Origin of the sequence: Lamprocystis purpurea DSM 4197 (genome assembly GCF_000379525.1) — a bacterium.
GTDB classification, from domain to species: Bacteria; Pseudomonadota; Gammaproteobacteria; order Chromatiales; family Chromatiaceae; genus Thiodictyon; species Thiodictyon purpureum.
Window position 1 is genome coordinate 35393 of sequence record NZ_KB902513.1, and the last position, 25289, is coordinate 60681.

Below are 25289 nucleotides of genomic sequence, written 5' to 3' on the forward strand. Positions count from 1 at the left end.
CGCGTAAATGACCGCTGATACCATTGCGGCAATTGCCACGGCACCGGGTGTCGGCGGTGTTGGTGTGGTTCGTGTCAGCGGTCCTGCTGCACGGGCAATCGCCCATGCGGTGACGGGGCGCGCGCTTCGTCCGCGCCTCGCCAGCTTTTGCGGATTTCTCGCACGCACTGGTCAACCGATTGATGAAGGCATCGCACTCTTTTTTCCGGGACCGCGTTCTTTCACCGGAGAGGATGTGCTCGAACTCCAGGGCCATGGCGGTCCAGTGGTGCTCGACCTCCTGGTTTCCCGTTGTCTTGAACTTGGTGCTCGACCAGCCAGACCAGGTGAGTTCTCGGAAAGGGCCTTCTTGAATGGGAAACTTGACCTGACTCAGGCGGAAGCCATCGCGGATCTTGTCGAAAGTACCACCTCCCTCTCGGCCAGGCTTGCGATTCGTAGTCTTCAAGGGGCCTTCTCCACGCGAATCCACACGTTGGTGGACGATCTCGTCCGTCTTCGTACCGGCATTGAAGCGACCCTTGATTTCCCGGAAGAAGATATCGACGATCACCTGTCGCATGATCTGCGTGAACGACTCAACGCTTTAATCGCGGCGACCGATCAAGTCTTGTTCGAGGCGCATCAGGGCGAACGTATTCGCGATGGTCTCCGCGTGGTGATCGCAGGCCGTCCGAACTCGGGTAAATCGAGCCTACTCAATGTGCTGGTTCAACAGGATGCAGCCATTGTGACCCCAGTCGCCGGTACGACCCGCGACCTGTTACGCTACGATATGGAGATCGAAGGTCTTCCGGTAACGGTCATCGATACGGCTGGTATTCGGGAAACCCATGAACTGGTCGAGCAGGAAGGCGTGCGGCGCGCACGTGAGCAATTAGGCAAAGCGGATCAGATCCTTTGGGTTTACGATGCCTCCCTGGGCCTGGATAGCGAGGAACTCGGTGGGCTCCATCAAGATGCAAGAGTGACTTTGATCCGCAACAAAAGCGATCTGGTCACACCTACCCCTGCGCCGCAAAATACGCACGGATTCACTGAGATCTCGATATCAGCTTTAACCGGGGCTGGAATCGACGACCTCAGGCGGCACCTGCGCGCGACGGCTGGGGTAGAAGGGCTTGGTGAAGGGTCCTTTGTCGCCCGTCGTCGGCATCTGGATGCGCTGCGGCGAGGTCTGGCCGCACTGCATTCATCCAAAGTGTCTTTCGACACGGGATTGGGGCCTGAAGTCGTCGCCCTAGAGTTGCGAGACGCTCAACAAGCGTTTGGAGAGATTACCGGAGCGGTCACTTCAGACGATCTTCTAGGCGAAATATTTTCTACATTTTGCATTGGAAAATGAGCGTCTCGGTTTTCTCGGGACGAACGCTTTGACCAGTTGTGAGAGGCGCTGCACATCCGCGACTGTCGGGTTCGGCATATAACGCCCGCGGATATACAGGGCGACGATCGCGTTGACCCGCAGGGCGAAGTCGGGGCGAGCGACGGCGACGCGTGCAGCAAAATCAAGCGGTCCTTCATGCGCGTGCCGTACCAACCCCACCGCTGCCAATCGGCGACACAGTAAGGCGAAGCAGCGAGTGGCCGGATCGATCGCAACGGGCTGATGAACCAGCCCGAACAGAATCAGTCCCATGACCACCGTGACCGCGGCCACCATGATACCTGCCAGTGCGAACTCCCCATAGTCCGCCAGCCCCAACCGATCGAGCAGGCGGGTTTGCTCGGCGGCTGAATAGTCCAGGACCGAACGCTGCCAGGCGGCATCGATGCTGTCGGCCAGCAATCGCAAATGTCGTATCGTGTTCGCCAGGACCCCCGTGGAATCGATATGGAAGCGTGCCGGTGCGTAGGTCCCGAGCAAGCGGGACGCACCTCGATTGTCCACGCGGGATGGTGCTACAGCGCTGGTCGGATCGACACGCACCCATCCCCGCCCGGCGATCATCACTTCAACCCAGGCGTGCGCATCCGATTGCCAGATCAAGTGATAACCACCGATGCGATTGAGCTCACCGCCGAGATAACCGAGCACGACCCTAGACGGTAGGCCCGCGATCCGCATCAGTACTGCGAAACTTCCGGCATAGTGTTCGCAAAAGCCGCTGCGTGTTAGAAAAAGGAATTCATCCCAGGGATTGGCCCCGAGCTTGGGCGGCAACAGCGTGTAGTGAAATTCCTCACGGTTGAAAAAGTCCAACCCTTTTTGGACCAAAGCCCAGTCTGAATCGGTTTCGAGCTGCCATTGCTTGACGAGCGCAATCATGCGTTCGCTCGTATTATCCGGTAAGCGCAGAGCATAGCGCCGCTCGGCATCGGCCGGGACCGCGGTCCGGAAATCCAGAGCAGAGCTGAGTCGATAGCGTCTTGCCGTGGTGATGGGGCGATCCGACAGCAATTGAAAGTCACGGCTCAGAACGGTATTCGGCGGATGTTCGATCGGCAGATCCAAACTGAACATCCAGCGTTGTCGGGAGGGCTCCAGCACAATCTCGTAATCGATCCGCTCCGCCGCTCGGGTCAGTTCGGAGTCAGCCGGCTGATACTGGTTAACACGCCCCGGTGACCATTTCCGGTTATCGACCTCCCATAGCACCAAGCCGCGCCAATAGAGCTGATCGGGCCTTGGCGGACGTTGGTCGAAACGCGCGCGAAAGGCGAGATCTCCGTTGATCACCAGTTCGCTGATCGAGCCCGGTTCCATCGACTCACTCATGCCCATGGTTGCCCGATCCTGATCAAAGCCAAGGCTCCATAGGGGACTTGTCAGTCGGGGAAAGAGCGCGAACAGAACGATCGTCAGAGGAAGCGCCTGGAGGCAGATCCGCAGCACGACCGGCATGGCCCGGCGGATTGGGGGTGAACCGATACCGCCGTTCAAATCCACGAGCAGCGCGACGATCATGAACGCAATGCCGCCAAAGTACAGCGTCAATCCAATTCCCTGGTCGAACAGAAATTGCACCACGACCACGAAACAGAGCGCGATGGCGCTGATGCGATGGTCGCGGCGTGCGCGCAACTCGAGCAACTTCAATGCCAGCATGGTCACAAGCAGTGATGTGCCGCCCAGCTTGCCAACCAGGGTGTGATTGGCCAGCAGGCAGTTCGCCACTCCGACTAAGGTCAAAGCCAGCAACAGCCAGCGGCCGGGCGCAGCGGCCGGCCAACGCACTGCCGCGAACCGCAGGATCAATACCAAAGCGACGAACGCCGAGACGCGCCAATTCAGGTGAGACGCGAGCGGCAGATAGGCGGCGCTCACCGTTAGGACCAGGGCGAGTGTTTGGTAACGCTCAGGCTGTTCGTCAATGGGAAGGAGCTTTTGTTTGGCCATCATCAAAAAGTGCGAGTTCCCGCAGACAATGCTGCATCTGATCGGCGCCGCTGGCGAGGCCGATCTCGGTGCCCGGCAGTCTCATCCCGAACCTCAGGTTTGCCGCCCCGGCATCCAGCACCTGTCGCGTCAACAGCCGAATACGCTCTTCCGGATCGGGCGTGCTCAACGCTCTCCAGTCGATCCAGACTTCGAGTCCATCATCGCCGCCGAATTGCTTGACCACCAGCCCGCGTTCGCGCGCAAAGGCTTTCCAATCCAAATGTCGGGTCGAATCGCCGCTGCGATACTCACGGCTGCCGATGTAGTCATCCGCGCCTTCACCGGTTCGCGCGGCCGGTCGGTGCGTATCACCGCTGCTCTGAACGGGCGACGGTGCCGCGACAGCCGGACGGGGATAGACCAAGACGCTGGCTTGTCCGCGCGCGTAGCACCAGGCGCGAAACAGGTGCATCGGGTGTCGGGTTTCGACCTCGAGATCCGTCAGCCACAGCAGACCTCGTCGGCTTGTCGGCTGGGCGAAGGCGATGCCCCGTTGGTCGTGCGCATCGAGGGCGACGGGGGTGCTCGCATCGAGACCTCCTTTTAAGCGCAAATCGTAGCGGGCGTGTGACCGCTCATTGCTCAAAGTGACCTCGAACAGCGCCGCGGCGCCATCGAACACCGCGGGACCCGAGCGCACTGAAATGGCTAATCCAAGGAGGTTGTACCAGCAATGGTGCATCGCTACCAACCCGACCGATGCCATGAAGAACGCGAAGAGCAAACCGATATTATTCTGATAGTTCAGCGAACCCAGCAGCATGACGAAGACGGTCGTGGCATAGAGCATTCCAATACTGGTCGGCAGAATATAGATCTGCCTGGCCGCAATGCGGGCGACCCCGTCCTTGTCCATCGGTGCTCGGCGCAGGAGTCCGTTGAAGATCCGCTTCACGGCGGATCGCAGTGACGCACCCCTGAGCCGCGCCCCAGGGTGCTTTCCGGCGGTTCCGCGGGTAAGGCGAAACCGATGCAGTCGGCGCCCGAAGGTCATGGTACCGCGACCGCCGTCAGGATCGCAGTTGACACCTCGTCATGGTCGAGCCGTCCGGTTCCATCGTTGCCTATCAAACGATGAATGGCGCAGGCCGGCAGCACCGCCTGAATATCCTCCGGGATCAGGAAATGACGTCCGTCGAGGAGTGCCCATGCCTTCGCCGCACGCAACAGCCCAACCCCGGCGCGCGGCGAGAGCCCATGGGCGAAGCGCTCGCAACGCCGGGTGAACGCCAGGATTCCATGGCAGTAGTCGATCAGCGGTGCCGCCGCATGCACCTGACCAACCGCGGTCTGAAGCGCAGCGATCTCGGTGGCGGACAACACCGCTGACTGCTGCAGCACCATGGCCCGGCGATCCTCTCCGGCCAGCAGTTCCTTCTCTTGCGCCGTGGCGGGATAACCGAGGCGGATGCGCATCAGGAAACGATCCAGCTGGGACTCCGGAAGTGGAAAGGTGCCGACCTGGTAGGAGGGGTTCTGTGTCGCGATCACAAAAAACGGCGCGGGCAGGGGCCTGGTCTCGCCGTCGACCGTCACTTGCCGCTCCTCCATCGCCTCCAACAGCGCACTCTGTGCCTTCGGCGTCGCGCGGTTGATCTCGTCGGCGAGCACCAATTGCGCAAACACCGGACCAGGGTGAAAGCGAAAAGATTCGGTCCCCCGCTCGAAGACGGAGACCCCGACCACGTCAGCGGGTAGCAGATCGCTGGTGAACTGGATACGTGAATACTGCAGCCCGAGCAGTCGTGCCAGCAGGTGGGCCAGCGTCGTCTTGCCGACCCCCGGCAAATCTTCAATCAGGAGGTGGCCCCGCGCCAAGAGGCAGGTCACCGCCAAGCGGATCTCGTGCTCCTTTCCCAGGATAATCCTGCCCGCCGTAGCGAGGAGGGTTTCGATCAGCTTCACCTGCGGGTGCGGGGTTGATTGCGGCATAGGGTCTCTGTGCGTGTCGTTCTTGGCCGGTGCCTTGTCGGTGGTCGTGGGTGTGCCTCCGACAAAGGCAGACGAAAATCCTTCGCGATCTGGTACAGGATTTTCCGGCAATCGCCTAAACTGCCACCTTCGCTGAGCTTATGCGATGATTTTTACCATGTTTGCGACCGATCATTACGACGTCATCGTCATTGGCGGCGGACACGCCGGGACCGAGGCGGCCCTGGCCTCCGCGCGTTTGGGTGTACGCACCCTCCTCCTCACCCACAGCACCGACACCATCGGCAGTATGAGCTGCAACCCGGCCATCGGCGGCATCGGCAAGGGTCATCTGGTGAAAGAGATCGACGCGCTCGGCGGCCTCATGGCCCGGGCCGCGGACCGCGCCGGTATCCAGTTCCGCATCCTCAACGCCAGCAAGGGGCCGGCCGTGCGGGCCACCCGCGCCCAGGCGGATCGTGCACTGTATAAGGCGGCTGTGCGCAGCGCCTGTGAGGGACAGCCGAACCTCTCGATCTTCCAGCAGGCCGCTGACGACCTGCTCTTGGAAGAACATGGGGGCAAAAGTCGCGTCCAGGGTGTTCGTACCCAGATGGGACTCAACTTCAAGGCGCGCGCCGTCGTCCTGACTGCCGGGACCTTTCTGGCCGGCCGCATCCATGTCGGTCTTGCGAATTATGAAGGTGGCCGTGCGGGCGATCCACCGGCCAATGCCCTCGCCCATCGACTGCGCGAGCTGCCCTTCCGGGTCGCGCGGCTCAAGACCGGAACGCCGCCGCGCATCGACGGCCGCACCATCGATTATCGGCAACTCAAGGAACAGCCCGGCGATCAGCCGACTCCCGTGTTCTCCTTCATGGGCAGTGTGGCCGATCACCCCCGCCAGGTGAGTTGTTTCATCGCCCATACCAATGCGCGCACCCATGACGTGATCCGCTCCGGGCTGTCGCGTTCGCCACTGTTCACCGGTCTGATCGAAGGGATCGGCCCGCGTTACTGCCCCTCCATCGAAGACAAGATCGTGCGCTTTGCCGACAAATCGAGCCACCAGATCTTCGTCGAGCCGGAAGGCCTCTCCACCCATGAGGTGTATCCCAACGGCATCTCCACCAGCCTGCCCTACGACATTCAGCAGGCCCTCGTCAGATCCCTGCTCGGGTTCGAGCATGCCCACATCACCCGTCCGGGCTACGCCATCGAGTACGATTTTTTCGACCCGCGCGACCTCGCTGCGACCCTTGAGACCCAGCCGGTCGAGAACCTCTTTTTTGCCGGTCAGATCAACGGTACCACCGGCTATGAAGAAGCGGCGGCCCAAGGGCTCCTGGCCGGAGCCAATGCCGCCCTGCGGGTGCTGGGCCGCGATCCCTGGTACCCGCGTCGGGATCAGGCTTACCTCGGCGTCCTCGTGGATGATCTGATCACGCGCGGCACCACTGAGCCCTACCGGATGTTCACCAGCCGGGCCGAGTACCGCCTGTTGCTGCGGGAAGACAACGCCGATCACCGGCTCACCGAGATCGGCTACGGGCTCGGGCTGGTCGCCGAGGCGCAGTGGCGGGCCTTCGACAGCAAGCGCGAGGCCGTCGCCCGCGAGCAGCAGCGGCTGCGCGACATCTGGGTGCGCCCTGACGCCGTCCCGCTGGCCGATCAGATCGCCGTCCTCGGCGAGCCCCTGCGGCGCGAGATCCGCGCGCTCGACCTCATGGCCCGGCCGCAGGTCGACTATCGCGGCATCGTCCGTCTGACCGGCGAGCCGGAACTGCCGATCGACCCGGCGGTTGCCGAGCAGATCGAGATCCGCTGCCACTACGACGGCTACATCGTTCGCCAGCAAGCGGAGATCGACCGCTCCCGTGATCAGGAATCCAAGTCGCTCCCGGCAAACTTCGACTTCGCCGGTGTCCGCGGACTCTCCACCGAGGTCCGCGAAAAGCTCACCCGGGTGCGCCCTGCTACCCTTGGCCAGGCGGCCCGGATTCCTGGGGTTACGCCCGCCGCGGTGTCGCTGCTGTTGATCCACCTGAAGCGGCACAGCGCGTGACTCGGAATGCAGTCTTTCCCGACCTGACCACCGATCCGAACATGGTCCCCACCCTTCCCGTTTCCCCGCGGGCGCGTCTCGCCGACGGCGCCGCCGCGCTCGGCATCCTGTTGACTCCAAGCCAAATCTACCGGATGTTCGCGTTCCTCGAACTGCTGGCTCGTTGGAATCGCACCTACAACCTCACCGCGGTGCGCGACCCCGACGAGCAAGTGCCAAGACACCTGCTCGACAGCCTGGCGATCCGTGCGTTTCTGTTCGGCGATACTGTCCTCGACCTCGGCACCGGTGCCGGATTACCCGGACTCCCGCTAGCCCTCTGCGACCCGGACCGCCGCTACTGCCTCCTCGACGGCAGCGGCAAGAAGATTCGTTTCGTGCGCCAAGCCGTCATGGAATTCGGCCTCACCCAGGTCGAGGCCGTGCACAGCCGCATCGAGTCATACCGGCCGGGGCGAAAATTCAGTACCATAGTCACCAGGGCCGTCGCGGAGATCGCCGCGATCCACCTGCTGGCGGCCCCCCTGCTCGACCGTCCGGGGCGCTTGTTGGTCATGAAGGGCCGCTATCCGCACGACGAGCTCCGCAACCCGGCGCTCAGCGACCTTGACCTGACCGTGCACCCCCTGTGCGTGCCGTTCCTTGAAGGCGACCGCCACCTCATCGAGATCCGCTGTGAGTGATCCTGCCATGGTTCGTATTATCGCCGTTGCCAATCAGAAAGGCGGGGTCGGCAAAACCACCACTGCCGTCAATCTGGCCGCTGCCCTGGCGTCCATGAAGCGGCGTGTCCTGCTGGTCGATATGGATCCGCAGGGCAACGCCACCATGGGGTGCGGGGTCGACAAGCACACCATTGAACACTCCAGTTGCGACCTCTTGCTGTCCGACATCCCATTCGCGTCCTGTGTACAGCGGGTGGCCGAACCGGCCCCCGGCTTCGACCTGTTGCCATCCAATGCCGACCTGACCGCCGCTGAGGTCGGCCTGATCGGTTCCGCCGATCGGGAGCGCCGACTTGCCAAGATCCTGGCGACCGTCGTCGAGGACTACGAGCTGATCATCATCGACTGCCCGCCGTCCCTCAACATGCTGACCCTCAATGCGTTGGTTGCCGCTCACGGCGTTCTGATCCCGATCCAGTGCGAGTATTACGCCCTGGAGGGACTTTCCGCCCTGATCGACACCATCGCCCAGGTCCGTGAAAGCCGCAACAGCGGGCTCCAGATCGAGGGCATCCTGCGCACCATGCACGATCCGCGTAACAACCTGGCCAATCAAGTCTCGACCCAGCTTGTCACCCACTTCACCGACCAGGTCTACCGCACCATCATTCCCCGCAACGTCCGCCTGGCGGAGGCCCCGAGTCACGGCTTGTCGGTCCTGCTCTACGACCCCGTCTCGAAAGGGGCCGTCTCTTATCTGGCCCTGGCGAGCGAAGTGCTGCGCCGCAACCATAAACGACACTCTGTCTCCTGAGGCGCCCGATTGATGGACCCCGTGGAAGAAGCCGGCAACTCGCCGCAAAAAAAACGTGGCCTTGGTCGCGGTCTTGACGCCCTGCTCGGCGCGACCCGCCTGCCCCCGGTGCCCGTCGTGCCGTTGAGCACCGAGCAGCCACCGCCCGTCGACTCCGTACTCCCGATCGGCGAGCGCATCACCCGGCTTCCACTCGAACAAATCCAGCGTGGGCGTTATCAGCCGCGCCGTGACTTCGACCCGGATGCCCTGCGCGAACTGGCCGACTCGATCGCCGCCCAGGGCGTCATCCAGCCCGTGGTCGTGCGGCCGATCGGCGACGACCGCTACGAACTCGTCGCCGGCGAGCGGCGCTGGCGAGCCTCCCAGCAGGCCGGGCTCGTCGACATTCCGGCCGTCATTCGTGAGTGCGACGAACTCGCCGCGGTGGCCATCGGACTGATCGAAAACATTCAGCGCGCCGATCTCAATCCGTTGGAAGAGGCCGGCGCCCTGGAGCGTCTGCTGACCGAGTTCCGGCTCACCCACCAGCAGATCGCCGAGGCCCTGGGCAAGTCCCGCACCACGGTGACCAACCTGCTGCGGCTCTTAGAACTGAACCCCGACGTCAAGACGCTGGTCGATCACTCCCAAATCGAAATGGGCCACGCCCGGGCCCTGCTCGGTCTCAAAGGCCCGGCGCAAAGCACGGCCGCCCGGCAAGTGGTTGCCGGCGGTCTGTCGGTGCGTGAGACCGAGCGGCTGGTGCGCCGCCTGCAACAGGCCGACGAGGCCCCGGCGGCGCCGGTCGCCAAGCCGGACCTCGACCCCAATGTCCGCCGTCTCCAGGACGATCTGACCGACCGCCTGGGGGCGCGGGTGCAGATCCAGCAGGGCGCACGCGGCACCGGAAAGCTGGTCATCGCCTACAACAGCCTGGAAGAACTGGACGGAATACTTGAACACATTCAGTGAAAAACATCAGGCCATCGGTATTCTGCAATGATTAGAATCAGCTAGATCCATGGAACCAGCGGACTCTCGTGCGTTGACCCGCAATTTTCGACCCCGTATACTGCGCGTTCGGCAGGGATCAGTCCTCGCAGCATGTTCCGAATCCGATGCAACAGGCAGATGCCCGGCTGGCTAAAAAGACCTTGCAGGTTCAAGCCATTCTTGGTTTGAGCGCATTGCTGATCGCTCTACCTTTCGGGTGGCATACGGCAATGTCGGTCATGATCGGAGTTGGCTCCTGTCTGTTCGCCAACAGCCTCTTCGCGGTCTTGGTCTTCCGGGGCTACCGCGCCCAGGAGCCGGGTCGGTTGTTGCTGAACATTTATGGCGCTGAGGTAGCGAAACTCGTAGTTTTAATCGGTCTCTTCGGCGTGGCATTTGCGACGCTCGATGGCCTGAACGTTCCGGCACTGTTGGTTGCTTACCTGGTCATTCAGGTCGCTTCCACCTTGATTGCGGCCCAACTGAGCGCCCGCGCGGCGTCCCGGTCGGGCACCCAAGACACGCACTGAGAGATGATCGATGTCGACCGCTGAAACGCTGACCGCTCAAGGATATATCCAGCACCATCTCACCAATCTCACCCTGGGTGTGCACCCGGAGCATGGGCTCAGTTTTGCTCACAATGCCCAGGGTGCGGCCGAGATGGGCTTCTGGGCCATCAATGTCGATACCATGTTTTTCTCCATCCTGCTCGGATGGCTTTTCGTTCGCTTTTTCCGCGGCGTGGCCGAAAAGGCGAGTGTCGGGATTCCGGGAGCAGCGCAGAACTTCGCCGAGTGGATCGTTGAATTCATCGACGAGAACGTGCGCGGCTCGTTCACCGGAAAGAACCCGCTGGTCGCGCCGCTGGCCCTGACCATCTTCGTCTGGGTCTTCATGATGAACCTGATGGACTTGATTCCGGTGGACCTGCTGCCCTGGTTGTTCGGACAGTCGATGGCCATCTTTGGTGCCGATCCCCACCATGTCTTCCTGCGGGTCGTGCCCACCACCGATCCCAACACCACCTTTGCTCTGGCCTTGGTGGTCTTCGGAATGGTGCTCTACTACAGCTTCAAGATGAAGGGTGTCGGCGGGTTCCTCGGTGAGTTGAGCCTGCAGCCGTTCGGCGTCTGGGGCATGCCGGCCAATTTGATTCTGGAAGGTATCAGCCTGCTGTCCAAGCCGGTTTCACTCGCCCTGCGTCTCTTCGGTAACATGTACGCCGGTGAGATGATCTTCATCCTGATCGCGCTGATGTTCGGCGGCGGCTGGGCGCTGGGGCTCACCGCGGGCGCCCTGCAGTTCGTCTGGGCGGTGTTCCACATCCTGATCATCACGCTCCAGGCCTTCATCTTCATGGTGCTGACCGTCGTCTATCTCGACATGGCCCACCAGACGCATCACTAGTCCTCAATCACCCGTTATTCTCAACCGCCTGACCAACCACCGGAGTTACCCATGGAACTCGAAGTCGCACAAGCATTCGCAACTGCTATCAGATTCATCGGCGCGGGCCTGATGCTCGGCCTTGGCGCGGTCGGCGCGGGCGTCGGCATCGGTGTGCTCGGTGGTCGCTTCCTCGAAGGCGCCGCCCGTCAGCCCGAACTGATCCCGATGCTGCGTACCCAATTCTTCATCGTGATGGGTCTCGTCGACGCGCTGCCGGTCATCGCGATCGCCATGGGCCTTTACCTGATGTTCGCCGCCTGACATAAGAATCGGACGCGCCTGACCGGAAGGAACTTCAGAGGCACCCCGAGGCACCCCGAGGCATACAAGTGAACTTCAACCTGACACTCATCGGCCAGATGATCTCCTTCGGGGTCTTCGTCTGGTTCACTATGACCTATGTCTGGACGCCTATCGTCAAGGCGCTCAGCGACCGTAAGGCAAAGATCGCCGAAGGTCTCGCCGCCGCCGAACGCGGGCACCAGGAGAAGAGTCTAGGCGAGCAGCGCGCTCAGGAGGTCCTGAACACTGCGAAGGCCCAAGCCACCGAGATCCTCAGCCAGGCCCAGAAGCGCGCCGGAGAGATCGTCGAAGAATCCAAGGTCGACGCTCGCTCCGAAGGTCAGCGGCTGATCGCCGCCGCCCAGGCGGAGATCGAACGCGAGACCAATCGCGCTCGCGAAGAGCTGCGCGAAAAGGTCGCGACCCTGGCCGTAGCCGCCGCCGAAAAGATCCTGAAGAAAGAAATCGACGTGCGCGCTCATCAGTCGCTCGTCGACGACTTCGCCAGACAGATCTAAAGGACCACCATGGCCGGAGAAATCACTACCATCGCGCGGCCCTATGCGGAGGCGGTCTTCAAGCGTGCGCAGGAGCTCGGCACCGTGGACCAATGGTCCGCGAGCCTGAATGCGCTTGCCGACATCGCGGCCGACCCCCTCATGGCCGCCCAGATCGCCAATCCCAATTGCCCGCGTGAACGTCTCCGTGACCTGATCATCCAGATCGGCGGCGAATCCATGTCGGCTGAACTCGGCAACCTGGTCAGATTGTTGGCAGAGAACGCCCGTCTCGCCGCGCTGCCCGAGATCGCCCTGCTCTACGAGGAGCGGCGCGTGGCCGCACAGGGCGTTCGCCAGGTGCTGGTACGCAGCGCCTTTCCGGTCGATGCCGACCAGGAGCAGGTGCTGGCCACAGCACTGGCGCGGCGACTCGGTGCCCAGGTGGAGCTGACGGTGGAACAAGACCCGGACCTGATCGGAGGCGTCGAGATTCATGCCGGCGACCTGGTGATCGACGACTCGGTCCGCGGCAAGCTCAAGCAGCTTTCCAACGCTTTGCAATTCTGAACGGGCCTCCATTGAACAGGCCCATTGTGAACAGGACACGGTCATGCAACTGAATCCTTCCGAGATCAGCGATCTCATCAAACAGAAGATCGAACAGTTCGAGCTGAAGACGGAGGCCCGTACCGAAGGCACCATCGTCAGCCTGACGGACGGTATCGTGCGCGTGCATGGCCTGTCCGACGCCCGCTATTACGAAATGCTGGAGTTTCCCGGGGATACCTTCGGGCTCGCGCTGAACCTCGAGCGCGACTCGGTCGGCGCTGTCGTATTGGGCCCTTACACCCATCTGACTGAAGGCGACTGGGTCCGTTGTACCGGTCGCGTACTTGAAGTCCCGGTTGGTCCCGGTCTGCTTGGCCGCGTGGTCGACGCACTGGGTAACCCGATCGACGGCAAGGGTCCGATCGATGCCGTCGGCACCTCCCCGATCGAAAAAGTGGCGCCGGGCGTTATTGCCCGCCAGTCGGTCGACCAGCCGGTGCAGACCGGCATCAAAGCCATCGACACCATGGTGCCGATCGGTCGCGGCCAGCGCGAGTTGATCATTGGTGACCGCCAGACCGGCAAGACCGCGGTCGCGGTCGACACCATCATCAACCAGAAAGGCACCGGCGTTAAGTGCATCTACGTTGCGATAGGCCAGAAAAACTCGTCTATTGCCAACCTGGTGCGCAAGCTCGAAGAGTTCGGCGCGATGGATCACACCATCATCGTCGCTGCCGCCGCCGCCGACTCCGCCGCCATGCAGTTCATCGCGCCCTATGCCGGCTGCACCATGGGCGAGTATTTCCGTGATCTTGGCCAGGATGCCCTGATCATCTATGACGATCTGACCAAGCAGGCCTGGGCCTATCGTCAGGTTTCTCTGCTCCTGCGTCGGCCGCCGGGCCGCGAGGCGTACCCCGGCGACGTCTTCTATCTCCATTCCCGTCTGCTGGAGCGTGCCGCGCGCGTCAATGCGCATTATGTCGAAGAGATCACCGGCGGCGCGGTGAAAGGCCAGACCGGCTCCTTGACGGCCCTGCCGATCATCGAAACGCAGGCCGGTGACGTGTCGGCCTTCGTACCGACCAACGTCATCTCCATCACGGATGGCCAGATCTTCCTCGAGACCGACCTTTTCAATGCAGGTATCCGCCCGGCCATCAACGCGGGTCTGTCGGTGTCCCGTGTCGGCGGCGCCGCGCAAACCAAGATCATCAAGAAACTCGGCGGCGGTATCCGTCTGGCACTGGCCCAGTACCGTGAGTTGGCGGCTTTCTCCCAGTTCGCGTCCGATCTGGACGAGGCGACCCGCAAGCAGTTGCAACGCGGCGAGCGTGTCACCGAGCTGATGAAGCAGGTGCAATACTCCCCGATGAGTGTCGCCCAGATGGCGATGTCGCTCTTCGCGGCCAACGAAGGCTATCTGGACGACGTGGATGTCAAAAAAGTCGTGGACTTTGAGCACGCACTTCAGTCCTACATGAAGTCTGCCCAAGCGGCCCTGCTCGAGCGAATCAACACCACCGGTGATTTCAACGACGAGATCCAGGTGGCGATGCACGCGGCGATCAAGGAATTCAAGGCCAACAACACCTGGTAATGAGACGCCAGCCTCACACCGCCATCCGCCAGCCGGGGGTGGTCGCGCGAGGCTTCCGCGTTTCATCATTGCGATTCACCCTGCCGTCTCCGCCATCCACGTTGGCGGTTGACGGCTGGAAGCTGGGAGCTTGAGCAAATGGCCGGCGCCAAAGAAGTCCGAACCAAGATCGCGAGCATCAAAAGCACGCAGAAGATCACCAAAGCCATGCAAATGGTCGCGGCGTCCAAGATGCGCCGTGCCCAGGAGCGGATGGCTGCGTCCAAGCCCTATGCGCAGAAGATGCTCGAGGTGATCAGCCACCTGGCCCGCGCGACGCCCGAGTATCGCCACTCGTTCATGGCCGTCGAACGCGAGCGCAAGCGGGTCGGTTATATCGTCGTCTCGTCCGATCGCGGGCTGTGCGGCGGTCTCAACAGCAACCTGTTCCGGCGACTGATTGCCGAAATCAAGGAGCAGCGTGCCCTCGGGGTCGATCCCGCATTCTGCACCATCGGCACCAAGGCATTGGGATTCTTCAAACGCTTCGGCGGCAGCGTGCTGGCCCAGGCCACGCACCTCGGCGATAAGCCACACGTCGAGGAACTGATCGGTACGGTCAGGGTGATGCTGGACGCTTTCGAAGAGAAGAAGATCGACGCGATCTATATCGCCAGCAACGAGTTCGTGAACACCATGACGCAAAAGCCGGTGATTCGCCAACTGGTGCCGCTGGTACCGGGCGAGCGACAGTCCATGCCGCTGCACTGGGACTATATCTACGAGCCCGATGCGCATACCGTGCTCGATTCGCTGCTGACGCGCTATATCGAGTCACTGGTCTATCAGGCGGTGGTCGAGAACGGTGCCTGTGAGCAGGCCGCGCGCATGGTCGCGATGAAGTCCGCCTCCGACAACGCCGGCAACCTGATCAGCGAGTTGCAGCTCGTCTACAACAAGGCGCGTCAGGCCGCGATCACCCAAGAAATCTCCGAGATCGTGAGTGGCGCGGCGGCTGTTTAGCCGGCCCCGGCGATAACGCCCAGCGCGATCACGGCTTCAAGGTTACAACAGCATCCGCAGACGCCTGCCCAGGCGACGAATGAGGAAGAGACTATGAGTTCCGGTAACGTCACCCAGATCATCGGCGCCGTCGTCGACGTGCAGTTTGCCCGCGGCGAGATGCCGAAGGTCTATGAGGCGCTGCATATCGATTCCGTCGGTCTGACCCTCGAGGTTCAGCAGCAACTCGGTGACGGTATCGCGCGTACCATCGCCATGGGTTCCACCGACGGCCTGCAGCGCGGCGCCGCGGTCACTGCAACCGGCGCGCCGATCAGCGTGCCGGTGGGCCAGGCGACCCTGGGGCGCATCATGGATGTGCTCGGTCACCCGATCGACGAACTCGGCGCGATCGGCACCGACGAGCGCTGGGCCATCCATCGCGAGGCTCCCAAGCTCGAAGATCAGGCGGCCTCCACCGAGATCCTCGAAACCGGCATCAAGGTCATCGACCTCATCATGCCGATCGTCAAGGGCGGCAAGGTCGGCCTCTTCGGCGGCGCCGGTGTGGGCAAGACCGTCACCCTGATGGAACTCATCAACAACATCGCCAAGGCCCACGGCGGCTTTTCGGTGTTCGCCGGCGTCGGCGAGCGGACCCGCGAGGGCAATGACTTCTATCACGAGATGAAGGACTCGGGCGTTCTCGACAAGGTCGCCCTGGTGTACGGTCAGATGAACGAGCCGCCGGGCAACCGTCTGCGCGTCGCCCTGACCGGCCTGACCATGGCCGAGTATTTCCGCGAAGAAGGCCGCGACGTGCTGCTCTTCGTGGACAATATCTACCGCTACACCCTGGCCGGCACCGAAGTGTCCGCGCTGCTCGGCCGTATGCCGTCCGCCGTGGGCTATCAGCCGACGCTGGCTTCCGAGATGGGTGCCCTGCAAGAACGCATCACCTCGACGCGCACCGGATCCATCACCTCCTTCCAGGCGGTCTACGTTCCTGCGGACGACCTCACCGACCCGTCCCCGGCCACCACCTTCGCCCACTTGGACGCGACCCTGGTGCTGTCCCGCCAGATTGCCGAACTCGGCATTTACCCGGCCGTGGATCCGCTCGACTCCACCAGCCGCATCCTCGACCCCAACGTGGTCGGTGCCGAACACTACGAGACGGCGCGTGCGGTGCAGGGAACGCTTCAGCGCTACAAGGAGCTCAAGGACATCATCGCCATCCTCGGCATGGACGAACTCTCCGAGGTCGACAAACTCACCGTGGCCCGCGCCCGTAAGCTCCAGCGCTTCCTGTCGCAGCCCTTCACGGTGGCTGAGGTCTTCACCGGCGCACCCGGCGCCTTCGTCCACGTGGCTGACACCATCAAGGACTTCAAGGCCATCGTCAACGGCGACTACGACCACCTTCCCGAGCAGGCCTTCTATATGGTCGGCGGTATCCAGGAGGCCGTGGCCAAAGCCGAGAAGATGGCCGGCTAAGGGGAGAGACCCATGGCAACGATCCAAGTCGACATCGTCAGCGCCGAGGGGGCCATCCACTCCGGAATCGCCTCCATGGTCTACGCCTCTGCCGAGTTAGGAGAGGTCGGGATCGCGCCCCGTCACACGGCCTTCATCAGTCGGCTGCGTCCCGGTGACGTCCGGGTGGAGAACGCAGCGGGCGAGCAGGAGCATTTCTACGTGTCCGGCGGCGTGCTGGAAGTCCAGCCCATGGCCGTGACCGTCCTGGCCGACACCGCGATTCGCGCCCATGACCTCGACGAGGCGGCCGCCTTGGAGGCCAAGCGCCGCGCCGAGGACGCACTCGCCGGTCAAACGGCCGAGTTCGAGTACGCCAAGGCGCAATCCGAACTGGCCGAGGCGATCGCTCAATTGCGTGCCATCGAGAAGATGCGCAAGATGCGACGCGGCTAACCGGATGGGGGTGGCCGCCGCTCGCGTGCCGTCCTTCCGGGCAACGCCCCCGTCGCCACGCGCCGGGGGCGTTTTACTATGGTTCGGAATCATGGTTAGACGCCTTGCGGCACCCGCGTTCGCAATAGGAGTGAATTTTTGCTTGAACTGATGCAAGCGGGCGGTTGGCTCATGTGGCCGATCGCCGCCTGTTCCGTCATAGCGACCGCGCTGGTTATCGACCGTGCCTGGACATTACGCCGGGCGCGGATCATGCCCGAGGACCTGGTCACCCGCATTTGGCAATTGCACCGCCAGGGGCAGCTCAGCGAGGAAAAGATCGAAGCGATCCGTGCCGGCTCCCCGTTGGGCCGGATGTTGGCGGCTGGACTGGTCAACCGTAATCATTCCCGTGAGGTGATGAAAGAGGCCATTGCCGATACCGGCCGCCATGTCGTGGCCCGGCTCGAACGTCATCTCGACACCCTCAGCACCATCGCCTCAGTCGCGCCCCTGCTCGGACTGCTCGGCACCGTCTTCGGCATGATCGACATCTTTGGTGTCATCATGAACGCCGGAACAGGCAACGCCGGGATTCTCTCGGGCGGCATTGCCAAAGCGCTCATCACCACCGCGGCCGGTCTCTCGGTCGCCATCCCGACCTTGCTCTGCCATCGTTTCTTCGACAGCCGGGTGGGACGATTCGCTATCGACATGGAAATGCAGGCCCTGCGCCTGGTCGAGGTCATGAAGGGCGAACGCGAAGAGGGCAGCGAGTCCTGATGAATCTGCGCACCCGCCGCTCCCAGCCGCCCGAGATCAACCTGACGTCGCTCCTGGACGTCGTCTTTCTGCTCCTGATCTTTTTCATGGTCTCCACCACCTTCAAGGACGAATCCGGCCAGGAGCAGACGCGCCTGCGGGTCACCTTGCCTCAGGCCCAGGGTCAGGACCAGCCAGCCAAAGAAGCCGAGTCGATCCGGATCATCATTGACCAGAGCGGGACCTTTTATGTCAATGACCGCTTGGTCGTCGACCAACAGGCGATGACCCTGGTGCGCGCACTCACCGGCGCCATCAACCAACGCAAGGGCATGCCCGTGCTGATCCAGGCCGACGCCAACACGCCTCATCAGGCCGTCATGACAGCGCTGGATGCCGCCGCGGAAGTGGGATTGAATAAAGTCTCCTTCGCGACCGCGCGCCGGACCCCGCCGGCCGCACCGCAATGACGCAAGAGCTACCCCAACTGGCGGCCCGTCAGGTGTATGGCCGCTTGCTCGGCTACGCCAAGCCCTATTGGCGTATGTTTGCCGTCTCGATCTTCGGCATGTTGATCTATGCCGCGACCGAGCCGCTCTTTGCTGCAATGATGAAACCGCTGATCGACGGCAGCTTCGTGCACAAGGATGAATCCATCGTTCGCCTGATGCCGCTGGCCCTGATCCTCATCTTTCTGGTGCGCGGCATCGCCGGGTTCATCAATGACTATTTTCTGAGCTGGGTCGGACGACGCGTGGTGGCGGATCTGCGCCAGGCCATGTTCGAGCACCTGCTGCGCGCCCCCACCCGCTATTACGATCAACACGGATCCGGCCATATTCTGGCCAAGCTCACCTATAACGTCGAAAACGTGGCGAGCGCGGCCACCTCGGCCGTCACCACCCTGGTGCGCGACGGCGCCTCGGTCATCGGCCTGATGGCCTACATGCTCTATATCAACGCCACCCTGTCGGCCATTTTCCTGATCATTGGTCCGGTCATGGTCGGTGCCGTCAAGTACGCCACCAAGCGGTTCAGACGCTACAGTCGACGCATTCAGGACCGGGTCGGCGAACTCACGCACGTGGCCCAGGAGGCGATCGACGCGCATCGCGTCGTCAAGTCCTTCGGCGGGCAAGCGCAGGAAACCGCCGAGTTCGGCTATATCAATGAGAAGACCCGCTCATTGCAGATGAAGATGATCGCTACCGAATCGGCAAGTGTGCCCCTGGTGCAATTGATTTCGGCTCTGGCCATTGCTTTGATCGTCTATCTCTCCACCATGCAGGGGCTGCGCGCGGACATCACGGTCGGCACCTTCATGTCCTTTGTGGTCGCCATGGGTCTGCTGCTTCCCCCGGTCAAGCGTCTCACCGGTGTCAATGCGCACCTGCAGCGCGGCATCATCGCGGCCGAGAGCCTGTTCGAGCTGCTGGATTCGGAGACCGAGGACGATCAGGGCACCCGCACCCTCGGCCGCGCCCAAGGCCGCATCGAGTACCGTGATGTCACGCACCAATATGCGCCCGACAAGGCGCCGGCAATCCGCAATCTCGACCTCATCATCGCTCCAGGGGAGAAGGTGGCGCTGGTCGGCCGCTCGGGCAGCGGCAAGACCACCATCGCGAGCCTGTTGCCGCGCTTCTACGATCCTACCGGCGGTGAGATCCTGATCGACGGGGTTCCGATCCGGGAATTATCGCTGGCTGAACTGCGCAATCAGATCGCCCTGGTCAGCCAGGATGTCGTGCTGTTCAATGACAGCATCGCCAACAACATCGCCTATGGTCGGCCCGTGCCGCCCACGCAGGAGGCGTTGGAGCACGTGGCCGAAGCCGCCCATGCACTGGAGTTCATCCGCGCCTTGCCCCAGGGCTTCGGCACCATGATCGGCGACCGTGGCGTCCTGCTCTCGGGCGGCCAGCGCCAGCGTCTGGCCATCGCCCGGGCCATGCTCAAAGACGCCCCCATCCTGATCCTGGACGAGGCCACCTCCGCACTCGACACCGAGGCCGAGCGCCACATCCAAGCCGCGCTGCAACTGTTGATGGCGCAGCGTACCACCTTGGTCATCGCGCACCGGCTGTCCACCATCGAGAACGCCGACCGCATTCTGGTCCTGCTGGAGGGCCGTATCGTCGAGCAAGGCCGCCACGCCGACCTGATCAGCCTGGGCGGCTACTATGCCCGGCTGCATCGACTTCAGTTTCACGACGGACTCGCTGACGCTTAAACCGCGCCCAGTGCGGTATGCGATGGTGTGTTCTCGTTCCCACGCTCCAGCGTGGGAATGCCGTCCGGCCGCTCCAGCGGCCGGTAGCGCCACAACTCACGGCTTGTGGCCCGCGTCGTGCGGACGGCCACGAAGGTCTGATGTGGGAGCGGCCTCCGGCCGCGATCGGGACCATCGTGAACTTTCCACACCGCGAGATCCCATGTGGCCCCATCGCGGCCGGAGGCCGCTCCCACGGACTCACGGTGCGACTGATAAGGTGACCATCCTTGGACCCAACGCCCATCTGGTACGGCCGACATCCGCTGGCCCTGGCTCTGGCACCGCTGGGCTGGCTGTACTGCACCATTGCCCGGTTGCGCCGCAGCGGCTATCGCAACGGATACTTCGCCGTCCGGCGGCTGCCGATTCCGGTGGTGATCGTCGGTAACCTCACCGTTGGCGGAACGGGCAAGACACCCCTGGTGCTCAAGCTCGCGCAACTCACCACGGCGCGCGGTTGGCGGCCCGGCATCATCACCCGCGGCTACGGCGCTCGGTCGGTTCATTGGCCGCGGACCGTGAGCCCCGCTGACGACCCCGATGTGGTCGGAGACGAACCACTCCTGCTTGCCCGGCGCGCGCCCTGTCCGGTGGTGGCGGGCCCGGATCGGTATGCGGATGGCGAACTGGCAGTGCACCGTCTCGGCTGCGACCTGCTGCTCTGCGACGACGGACTTCAGCACTACCGCCTGGCCCGCGACCTCGAGATCGCCGTGGTCGACGGTGACCGTGGCCTGGGCAATGGCCGCTGCCTGCCCGCCGGTCCCCTGCGCGAACCGCGCGAGCGGCTGCAAACCGTGGATCTGGTGATCCACAACGGCGGCACCGCTCCTGGGCACCGGTTCAGTCTGGTTCCCGGCGCGGCCATCGACCTGCGCGACCCGACCCGCACCCGACCCCTGGACGCCTTTCGTGACCGGCAGGTCACCGCGGTGGCCGGCATCGGCAACCCCGCACGGTTCTTCGCCATGCTGCGTTCTCACGGCATCCAGGCGGCCGAACGGCCCTATCCGGACCACCATGCGTTCACCGCTGCCGATGCGCAGACCTGGCCGTCGGGACCCGTGCTGATGACCGAGAAGGACGCCGTCAAATGCGCCCGGTTCGCGCGCGCCGACCTGTGGGCTTGTCCGGTCGAGGCGGTCCCGGACGACGCTTTCGTCGCCGCCTTCTTCGCGCACTTGTCCGAACGTCATTTTCCTCGCCAACCATCCCGCGGATACGGCAAGATCCGGCGCTAACTGCCCCTTTGCATCCATCCGGAACCCGCCGGAGGTATTCAACCCTTGAACACCCTGCAACGCCCTGCGCCCGCACCCGCCGTGACCCCGGACTTCAAGGTCGTGATCCCGGCCCGGTTCGGCTCCACCCGACTTCCCGGCAAGCCGCTGCTGCTCATCCACGGCAAGCCCATGATCCAGCATGTGGTTGAGCGCGCGCGGGCGAGCGCCGCCGGCGAGGTGATCGTCGCGACCGACGACCAGCGCATCGTCACCGCTTGTGCCGCCTTTGGCGCCGAGGCCCAACTCACCGGGGCCGACCATCGCAGTGGTTCGGACCGGATCGCCGAGGTCATCGAGCGCCGCGCCTGGCCCGATGACACCATCGTCGTCAACCTGCAGGGCGACGAGCCCTGCATGCCGCCCGCCCTGATCGACCAGGTTGCCCGCAACCTCAGCGCACACCCTGGAGCCAACATGGCGACCCTGGCCTTCGCGATTGCCGACGGCGAGAGCCTGTTCGACCCCCATGTAGTCAAGGTGGTCACCGACGCGGCCGGCTTCGCGTTGTACTTCTCGCGCGCTCCCCTGCCCTGGCACCGTGACGAATTCATGGGCAAACGCGGCCACCTGCCGACCTCGGTCACCTTCCTGCGCCACATCGGGCTCTATGCCTACCGCGCGGCTTTCCTGCGGCGCTATGTCACCTGGGAACCGTCGCCGCTGGAAGTGGCCGAGGCCCTGGAACAATTGCGGGTCCTGTGGCACGGCGAGCGCATCCACGTCGGCCTGGCCGCGCAGCCGCCCGGACCTGGCGTCGACACCGCGCATGACCTGGCGGGCGTCGCCGCCTTGCTCGGCGGTTGAGGCTGCGGCCGGACTCCTGCCGAAATCCAATTTTGTAGGGTGGATGCGCTGCGCTTATCCACCCTACAAGACTTGAATAGCTTATGAGAGGGTGGATAAGGCGCGCCGCTCGGCGTCAGGGGCCCGGCACAGCGGTCGCGCGCGCCGCATCCACCAGGGATCGCGCGATGCCGCCCAAAATTGGAATTGCTGGGGAACTGCTGCCCCGAGTAGGCCGAGACGTCCGATTGCGAGTACTATCGCGCGAAGCGCAGAATGCCGTCACCGGCGAATCAACTCAGGAGCGGCCAACCGATTCGCCAACAGAAACAGCGACCGGAGGAATCATGTCCAAGCACGCGAGCAGCATCGCCGTCCTGGCGGCACTGATGGTCTGTGCCGACCCCGCCACTCAGGCGGCAGGCGGCGGACCCGATGGTTATCAGGTCCCGGCCTACGGCCAGCCGGCGCCTGGTGCCGGTGGTCAGATTCCCGCGTATTCCGGTCCGGCTTATGGTCAGCCCGTGCCCGGTCCCGGTGGTCAGATTCCCGGCTATTCCGGTCCCGCGTATGGTCAGTCGGCGCCCGCTCCAGGCGCTGGAGGTCAAGTCCCCGGTTATTCAGGCCCGGCTTACGGACAGCCGGCACCCCCTCCCGGTGCCGGTTACCAGATTCCCGCCTACTTCGGTCCGGCCTATGGCCAGCCGGCACCCGGGCCAGGCCGCGATGATCTGATCCCCGCTTACACCGGGCCGGCCTATGGCAGCCCCGCCGGAACACCCCAAGTTCCGGGGTACGGTCCTGCGGGTGGACCCGGGCGTCCGACCCAGGGCGGCGGTTACGGCGACGCTCCAGGTGGCCCCGTTCCCGGCTATAGCGGAGCCCCCTACGGCGCCGATCAAGGCCCCCCGCCCGAGCCCGGGCGGGCCGGCGGTAACAGCTTCAATCCCATGAAGATGATGCCGAACCCCATGAAAATGTTCGGCGGCAATAAGGACCAATGATCCTGGTCCGCCGCGGCATCGCGCGCGGATCGAACCGCTGACGGCCACTTTAGCCGTGGTCGTTTCGGCATCTGCCCAGACCTTGGAGTCTTCCCCATGGCAATGACGGAACACATCGAAGTCGACTTCCCCGGCGGCGCGCGTGTCGACGCGCGCATTCGCGAACACACCATTGCGACCGATCAACTGGTCGAACACGGCGGCACGGGCTCCGCACCCCAGCCGTTCGACCTGTTCCTGGCATCGATCGCCTCCTGTGCCGGCATCTTCGCCCTGAAATTCTGTCAGAGCCGTGACCTGCCCACCGTGGGCATGCGCCTGACCATGGACTGGCAAGGCCATAAGACCGATCCCAGTGCCGCCTCCGCGGTCCTTCGCCTCACCCTCCCGGAAGGCTTCCCGGACAAATACCGCGACGGCATCCTGAGATCCATGGACCTGTGCGCCGTCAAGCGGACCATCGAGCACGCGCCCCAGTTCCGAACCGAGATCGTTGCCGCGGGTGCAGCTCCGTAGGTCAGATCATCCTGGGCCAGCGGCGCTGGAAAGCGGAGGCAAAACAGCAACGTAGCCCATGGCTTGAAACCGAGATGACGAGCCGATCACTAAAAGAGACGATCCGGCGTGAACTGCCGGAAATCGTCCGCACAGATCCGGATTTTCTCCGGTATATTCTGGATTTGACCCGCCGGGAGTATGCCGGGCGGGCGGCGACCGAAGACCGGTTCTACGAGATCCTGGCTGAACTGCGCCGCGACCGGGAGGAGAGCGCCCGCAAGTGGGACGAATATAAAGAAGAGCAGAACCGCAAATGGGACGCGCATCAGCTTGATCGTGATCTCGCCGATGATCGATGCCCGGGCGCGCCAGGTGGCGGAGCGCCTGGGGATCGAGACCTACGGCGACTCGCTGGAGGTGGCAACGTTATGAGGGGCCTTGATGAGCGTGTGACCTCGGCCATGCCCGCCACTGACAGGGTAGGGCGGTAGCGTGTCCAAACCCGTTTGACTGCCCACGCCTGCAAGATCCACAGTGTTCCAAAGGCGCCTGTCGGAGCGCCTGCCGGGTGGATGTAGATACGACGAGGATTGCTCAATGACGATGACGAATCTTTATGAGCACGACATTCATGCCTGGACCCAACAGACCGCGGAGCTGCTCCGGCAACGCCGATTCCAGGAGTTGGACATCGAGCATTTAGTCGAGGAGCTGGAAACCATGGGGCGTCGTGACCGCCAGGAGTTGGTCAGTCGGCTGAAAATTCTGCTGGCTCATCTGCTCAAATGGCAGCACCAGCCGGCGTATCGGTCCAGTTCCTGGCGAGGTTCCATCCTGGAGCAAAGACTGCGCATACGCGACCTGCTCCAAGACGCTCCGAGCCTCAAGCCGCTGCTCGCAGAGGCCGCCGCGACCGCCTATGGCGATGGCGCGAAATTGGCGAGCAAGGAAACCGGATTGTCGCTGGTGCACTTCCCGGAGACGCTGCCTTACGCGCTGGATCGTCTGTTGGAAGACGATTGGTTGCCTGAGGAGGGGTGATCCTGCCCCTGCTTCTCCTCACCGAAGCCCACCTCGACCAACGACCCATTTGCACATAATAGCCTTCGCTCCCAGCGCCCGGTGCGACCCAACCGGAGGCCGACGCTTTAGCGGGCGGCGCCCCCGCATCCCCCTGCACGGCGACCCGACCGCGGACCTCGACCTGACCGCCTGATCCCGTCGTTCCGGCAGGATGCCGGAACCCAGTGCCAGGACGGCCCCTCTCAGTCAGCACGTTGCCGCACCCGAACCGTCCCCACGTGTCCAACAGACCGCCAGCCGCAAACCCCCGACATGGACCAGAGCACCGCCACCCCTACACTCGCGCACCTGAACGCGCCAGACTGCCCCCTGGCCATCATCGGNCTCGGCTACGTCGGCCTGCCGCTGGAGGTTGAATTCGGCAAACACCGCCCGGTCGTCGGCTCGATCAGACGTGAGCTGCCGGAAATCATCCGCACGGATCCGGATTTTCTCCGGTATATCCTGGATTTGACCCGCCGGGAGTATGCCGGGCGGGCGGCAACCGAAGACCGGTTCTACGAGCTCCTGG

The 25289-nt window shown here is 63.3% G+C and carries 26 protein-coding genes; 23 read left to right on the plus strand and 3 right to left on the minus strand.

Translation table 11 applies throughout. The features are described from left to right. The first annotated feature begins 7 nt into the window (after window positions 1–7). Window positions 8–1345: a tRNA uridine-5-carboxymethylaminomethyl(34) synthesis GTPase MnmE gene (gene mnmE, locus A39O_RS38865; protein ID WP_083924800.1), complete on the plus strand. Its 1338-nt coding sequence runs from the start codon at window positions 8–10 to the stop codon at window positions 1343–1345. Here the strand turns inward: mnmE and A39O_RS0119965 are convergent. From A39O_RS0119965 to A39O_RS0119975, 3 genes are all read right to left on the minus strand, one after another. After that, window positions 1307–3343, minus strand: coding sequence for a transglutaminase TgpA family protein (locus A39O_RS0119965; protein WP_245561938.1), 2037 nt, complete (start codon window positions 3341–3343; stop codon window positions 1307–1309). The two genes, mnmE and A39O_RS0119965, sit on opposite strands and share 39 nt — an antisense overlap. Next, window positions 3312–4277, minus strand: coding sequence for a DUF58 domain-containing protein (locus tag A39O_RS0119970; protein WP_020506441.1), 966 nt, complete (start codon window positions 4275–4277; stop codon window positions 3312–3314). The genes A39O_RS0119965 and A39O_RS0119970 overlap by 32 nt, the downstream gene beginning before the upstream one ends. Before the next feature lie 95 nt (window positions 4278–4372). Further along, a complete protein-coding gene (locus tag A39O_RS0119975) occupies window positions 4373–5314 on the minus strand; it encodes an AAA family ATPase (RefSeq protein ID WP_020506442.1) in 942 nt (313 codons plus the stop codon). A 157-nt stretch (window positions 5315–5471) separates the two neighbouring features. Between A39O_RS0119975 and mnmG the strand changes: the two genes are divergently transcribed. The 22 genes from mnmG to A39O_RS0120090 all read left to right on the plus strand — a co-directional run bounded on the left by mnmG (window position 5472) and on the right by A39O_RS0120090 (window position 24736). Further along, window positions 5472–7358: a tRNA uridine-5-carboxymethylaminomethyl(34) synthesis enzyme MnmG gene (mnmG, locus tag A39O_RS0119980; protein ID WP_020506443.1), complete on the plus strand. Its 1887-nt coding sequence runs from the start codon at window positions 5472–5474 to the stop codon at window positions 7356–7358. Beyond that, window positions 7355–8041, plus strand: coding sequence for a 16S rRNA (guanine(527)-N(7))-methyltransferase RsmG (rsmG, locus tag A39O_RS0119985; RefSeq protein WP_020506444.1), 687 nt, complete (start codon window positions 7355–7357; stop codon window positions 8039–8041). Before mnmG ends, rsmG begins: the two co-directional genes overlap by 4 nt. Window positions 8042–8048: 7 nt before the next feature. Further along, a complete protein-coding gene (locus A39O_RS0119990; RefSeq protein WP_020506445.1) occupies window positions 8049–8837 on the plus strand; it encodes a ParA family protein in 789 nt (262 codons plus the stop codon). A 12-nt stretch (window positions 8838–8849) separates the two neighbouring features. Then, complete coding sequence (locus A39O_RS0119995) at window positions 8850–9791, plus strand: ParB/RepB/Spo0J family partition protein (RefSeq protein WP_020506446.1); 942 nt, start codon at window positions 8850–8852, stop codon at window positions 9789–9791. 146 nt (window positions 9792–9937) lie between these two features. Then, a complete protein-coding gene (locus A39O_RS0120000; RefSeq protein ID WP_020506447.1) occupies window positions 9938–10342 on the plus strand; it encodes an ATP synthase subunit I in 405 nt (134 codons plus the stop codon). Between the two features lie 10 nt (window positions 10343–10352). Continuing rightward, complete coding sequence (gene atpB, locus A39O_RS0120005) at window positions 10353–11222, plus strand: F0F1 ATP synthase subunit A (RefSeq protein WP_020506448.1); 870 nt, start codon at window positions 10353–10355, stop codon at window positions 11220–11222. Window positions 11223–11273: 51 nt separating this feature from the next. Beyond that, window positions 11274–11525 carry a F0F1 ATP synthase subunit C gene (gene atpE / locus A39O_RS0120010; RefSeq protein WP_020506449.1) on the plus strand — a complete coding sequence of 84 codons (252 nt, stop codon included), beginning with the start codon at window positions 11274–11276 and terminating at the stop codon, window positions 11523–11525. Between the two features lie 68 nt (window positions 11526–11593). After that, window positions 11594–12064 carry a F0F1 ATP synthase subunit B gene (locus A39O_RS0120015; RefSeq protein ID WP_020506450.1) on the plus strand — a complete coding sequence of 157 codons (471 nt, stop codon included), beginning with the start codon at window positions 11594–11596 and terminating at the stop codon, window positions 12062–12064. A gap of 9 nt (window positions 12065–12073) precedes the next feature. Next, entirely contained in the window at window positions 12074–12613 is a 540-nt protein-coding gene (locus tag A39O_RS0120020; protein ID WP_020506451.1) for a F0F1 ATP synthase subunit delta, read from the plus strand. Between the two features lie 43 nt (window positions 12614–12656). Continuing rightward, window positions 12657–14198 carry a F0F1 ATP synthase subunit alpha gene (gene atpA, locus A39O_RS0120025; protein WP_020506452.1) on the plus strand — a complete coding sequence of 514 codons (1542 nt, stop codon included), beginning with the start codon at window positions 12657–12659 and terminating at the stop codon, window positions 14196–14198. A gap of 138 nt (window positions 14199–14336) precedes the next feature. Continuing rightward, entirely contained in the window at window positions 14337–15200 is an 864-nt protein-coding gene (gene atpG, locus A39O_RS0120030; protein ID WP_020506453.1) for a F0F1 ATP synthase subunit gamma, read from the plus strand. A 93-nt stretch (window positions 15201–15293) separates the two neighbouring features. Beyond that, a complete protein-coding gene (gene atpD, locus A39O_RS0120035; RefSeq protein ID WP_020506454.1) occupies window positions 15294–16676 on the plus strand; it encodes a F0F1 ATP synthase subunit beta in 1383 nt (460 codons plus the stop codon). Between the two features lie 12 nt (window positions 16677–16688). Further along, window positions 16689–17111 carry a F0F1 ATP synthase subunit epsilon gene (locus A39O_RS0120040; protein WP_020506455.1) on the plus strand — a complete coding sequence of 141 codons (423 nt, stop codon included), beginning with the start codon at window positions 16689–16691 and terminating at the stop codon, window positions 17109–17111. Window positions 17112–17249: 138 nt separating this feature from the next. Continuing rightward, on the plus strand, window positions 17250–17873 hold the full coding sequence (locus A39O_RS0120045; protein ID WP_026199562.1) for a MotA/TolQ/ExbB proton channel family protein: 624 nt from the start codon (window positions 17250–17252) through the stop codon (window positions 17871–17873). After that, window positions 17873–18322 carry an ExbD/TolR family protein gene (locus A39O_RS0120050; protein WP_020506457.1) on the plus strand — a complete coding sequence of 150 codons (450 nt, stop codon included), beginning with the start codon at window positions 17873–17875 and terminating at the stop codon, window positions 18320–18322. The genes A39O_RS0120045 and A39O_RS0120050 overlap by 1 nt, the downstream gene beginning before the upstream one ends. Continuing rightward, on the plus strand, window positions 18319–20085 hold the full coding sequence (msbA, locus tag A39O_RS0120055) for a lipid A export permease/ATP-binding protein MsbA (protein WP_020506458.1): 1767 nt from the start codon (window positions 18319–18321) through the stop codon (window positions 20083–20085). Before A39O_RS0120050 ends, msbA begins: the two co-directional genes overlap by 4 nt. Before the next feature lie 269 nt (window positions 20086–20354). Continuing rightward, complete coding sequence (gene lpxK / locus A39O_RS0120060; RefSeq protein WP_020506459.1) at window positions 20355–21368, plus strand: tetraacyldisaccharide 4'-kinase; 1014 nt, start codon at window positions 20355–20357, stop codon at window positions 21366–21368. 45 nt (window positions 21369–21413) lie between these two features. After that, entirely contained in the window at window positions 21414–22214 is an 801-nt protein-coding gene (gene kdsB / locus A39O_RS0120065) for a 3-deoxy-manno-octulosonate cytidylyltransferase (protein ID WP_020506460.1), read from the plus strand. 326 nt (window positions 22215–22540) lie between these two features. After that, the gene (locus tag A39O_RS41025; protein WP_020506461.1) at window positions 22541–23197 is read left to right on the plus strand and encodes a hypothetical protein; all 657 of its coding nucleotides are present in this window, start codon (window positions 22541–22543) and stop codon (window positions 23195–23197) included. A 96-nt stretch (window positions 23198–23293) separates the two neighbouring features. Continuing rightward, a complete protein-coding gene (locus A39O_RS0120075; protein WP_026199564.1) occupies window positions 23294–23713 on the plus strand; it encodes an OsmC family protein in 420 nt (139 codons plus the stop codon). A gap of 74 nt (window positions 23714–23787) precedes the next feature. Beyond that, window positions 23788–24186 carry a hypothetical protein gene (locus tag A39O_RS42785; RefSeq protein WP_245561937.1) on the plus strand — a complete coding sequence of 133 codons (399 nt, stop codon included), beginning with the start codon at window positions 23788–23790 and terminating at the stop codon, window positions 24184–24186. A 106-nt stretch (window positions 24187–24292) separates the two neighbouring features. Continuing rightward, window positions 24293–24736, plus strand: a complete 444-nt coding sequence (locus A39O_RS0120090; protein ID WP_020506464.1) for a DUF29 domain-containing protein — start codon at window positions 24293–24295, stop codon at window positions 24734–24736. Window positions 24737–25289 lie beyond the last annotated feature (553 nt).

Bases quoted from the DNA above. Each gene is read 5' to 3' on its own strand.
- mnmE (WP_083924800.1), top strand. From the start codon at position 8: ATGACCGCTGATACCATTGCGGCAATTGCCACGGCACCGGGTGTCGGC.
- A39O_RS0119965 (WP_245561938.1), bottom strand. From the start codon at position 3,343: ATGATGGCCAAACAAAAGCTCCTTCCCATTGACGAACAGCCTGAGCGT.
- A39O_RS0119975 (WP_020506442.1), bottom strand. From the start codon at position 5,314: ATGCCGCAATCAACCCCGCACCCGCAGGTGAAGCTGATCGAAACCCTC.
- mnmG (WP_020506443.1), top strand. From the start codon at position 5,472: ATGTTTGCGACCGATCATTACGACGTCATCGTCATTGGCGGCGGACAC.
- A39O_RS0119990 (WP_020506445.1), top strand. From the start codon at position 8,049: ATGGTTCGTATTATCGCCGTTGCCAATCAGAAAGGCGGGGTCGGCAAA.
- A39O_RS0119995 (WP_020506446.1), top strand. From the start codon at position 8,850: ATGGACCCCGTGGAAGAAGCCGGCAACTCGCCGCAAAAAAAACGTGGC.
- A39O_RS0120000 (WP_020506447.1), top strand. From the start codon at position 9,938: ATGCAACAGGCAGATGCCCGGCTGGCTAAAAAGACCTTGCAGGTTCAA.
- atpB (WP_020506448.1), top strand. From the start codon at position 10,353: ATGTCGACCGCTGAAACGCTGACCGCTCAAGGATATATCCAGCACCAT.
- atpE (WP_020506449.1), top strand. From the start codon at position 11,274: ATGGAACTCGAAGTCGCACAAGCATTCGCAACTGCTATCAGATTCATC.
- A39O_RS0120020 (WP_020506451.1), top strand. From the start codon at position 12,074: ATGGCCGGAGAAATCACTACCATCGCGCGGCCCTATGCGGAGGCGGTC.
- atpA (WP_020506452.1), top strand. From the start codon at position 12,657: ATGCAACTGAATCCTTCCGAGATCAGCGATCTCATCAAACAGAAGATC.
- atpG (WP_020506453.1), top strand. From the start codon at position 14,337: ATGGCCGGCGCCAAAGAAGTCCGAACCAAGATCGCGAGCATCAAAAGC.
- atpD (WP_020506454.1), top strand. From the start codon at position 15,294: ATGAGTTCCGGTAACGTCACCCAGATCATCGGCGCCGTCGTCGACGTG.
- A39O_RS0120040 (WP_020506455.1), top strand. From the start codon at position 16,689: ATGGCAACGATCCAAGTCGACATCGTCAGCGCCGAGGGGGCCATCCAC.
- A39O_RS0120050 (WP_020506457.1), top strand. From the start codon at position 17,873: ATGAATCTGCGCACCCGCCGCTCCCAGCCGCCCGAGATCAACCTGACG.
- msbA (WP_020506458.1), top strand. From the start codon at position 18,319: ATGACGCAAGAGCTACCCCAACTGGCGGCCCGTCAGGTGTATGGCCGC.
- A39O_RS41025 (WP_020506461.1), top strand. From the start codon at position 22,541: ATGTCCAAGCACGCGAGCAGCATCGCCGTCCTGGCGGCACTGATGGTC.
- A39O_RS0120075 (WP_026199564.1), top strand. From the start codon at position 23,294: ATGGCAATGACGGAACACATCGAAGTCGACTTCCCCGGCGGCGCGCGT.
- A39O_RS42785 (WP_245561937.1), top strand. From the start codon at position 23,788: ATGACGAGCCGATCACTAAAAGAGACGATCCGGCGTGAACTGCCGGAA.
- A39O_RS0120090 (WP_020506464.1), top strand. From the start codon at position 24,293: ATGACGATGACGAATCTTTATGAGCACGACATTCATGCCTGGACCCAA.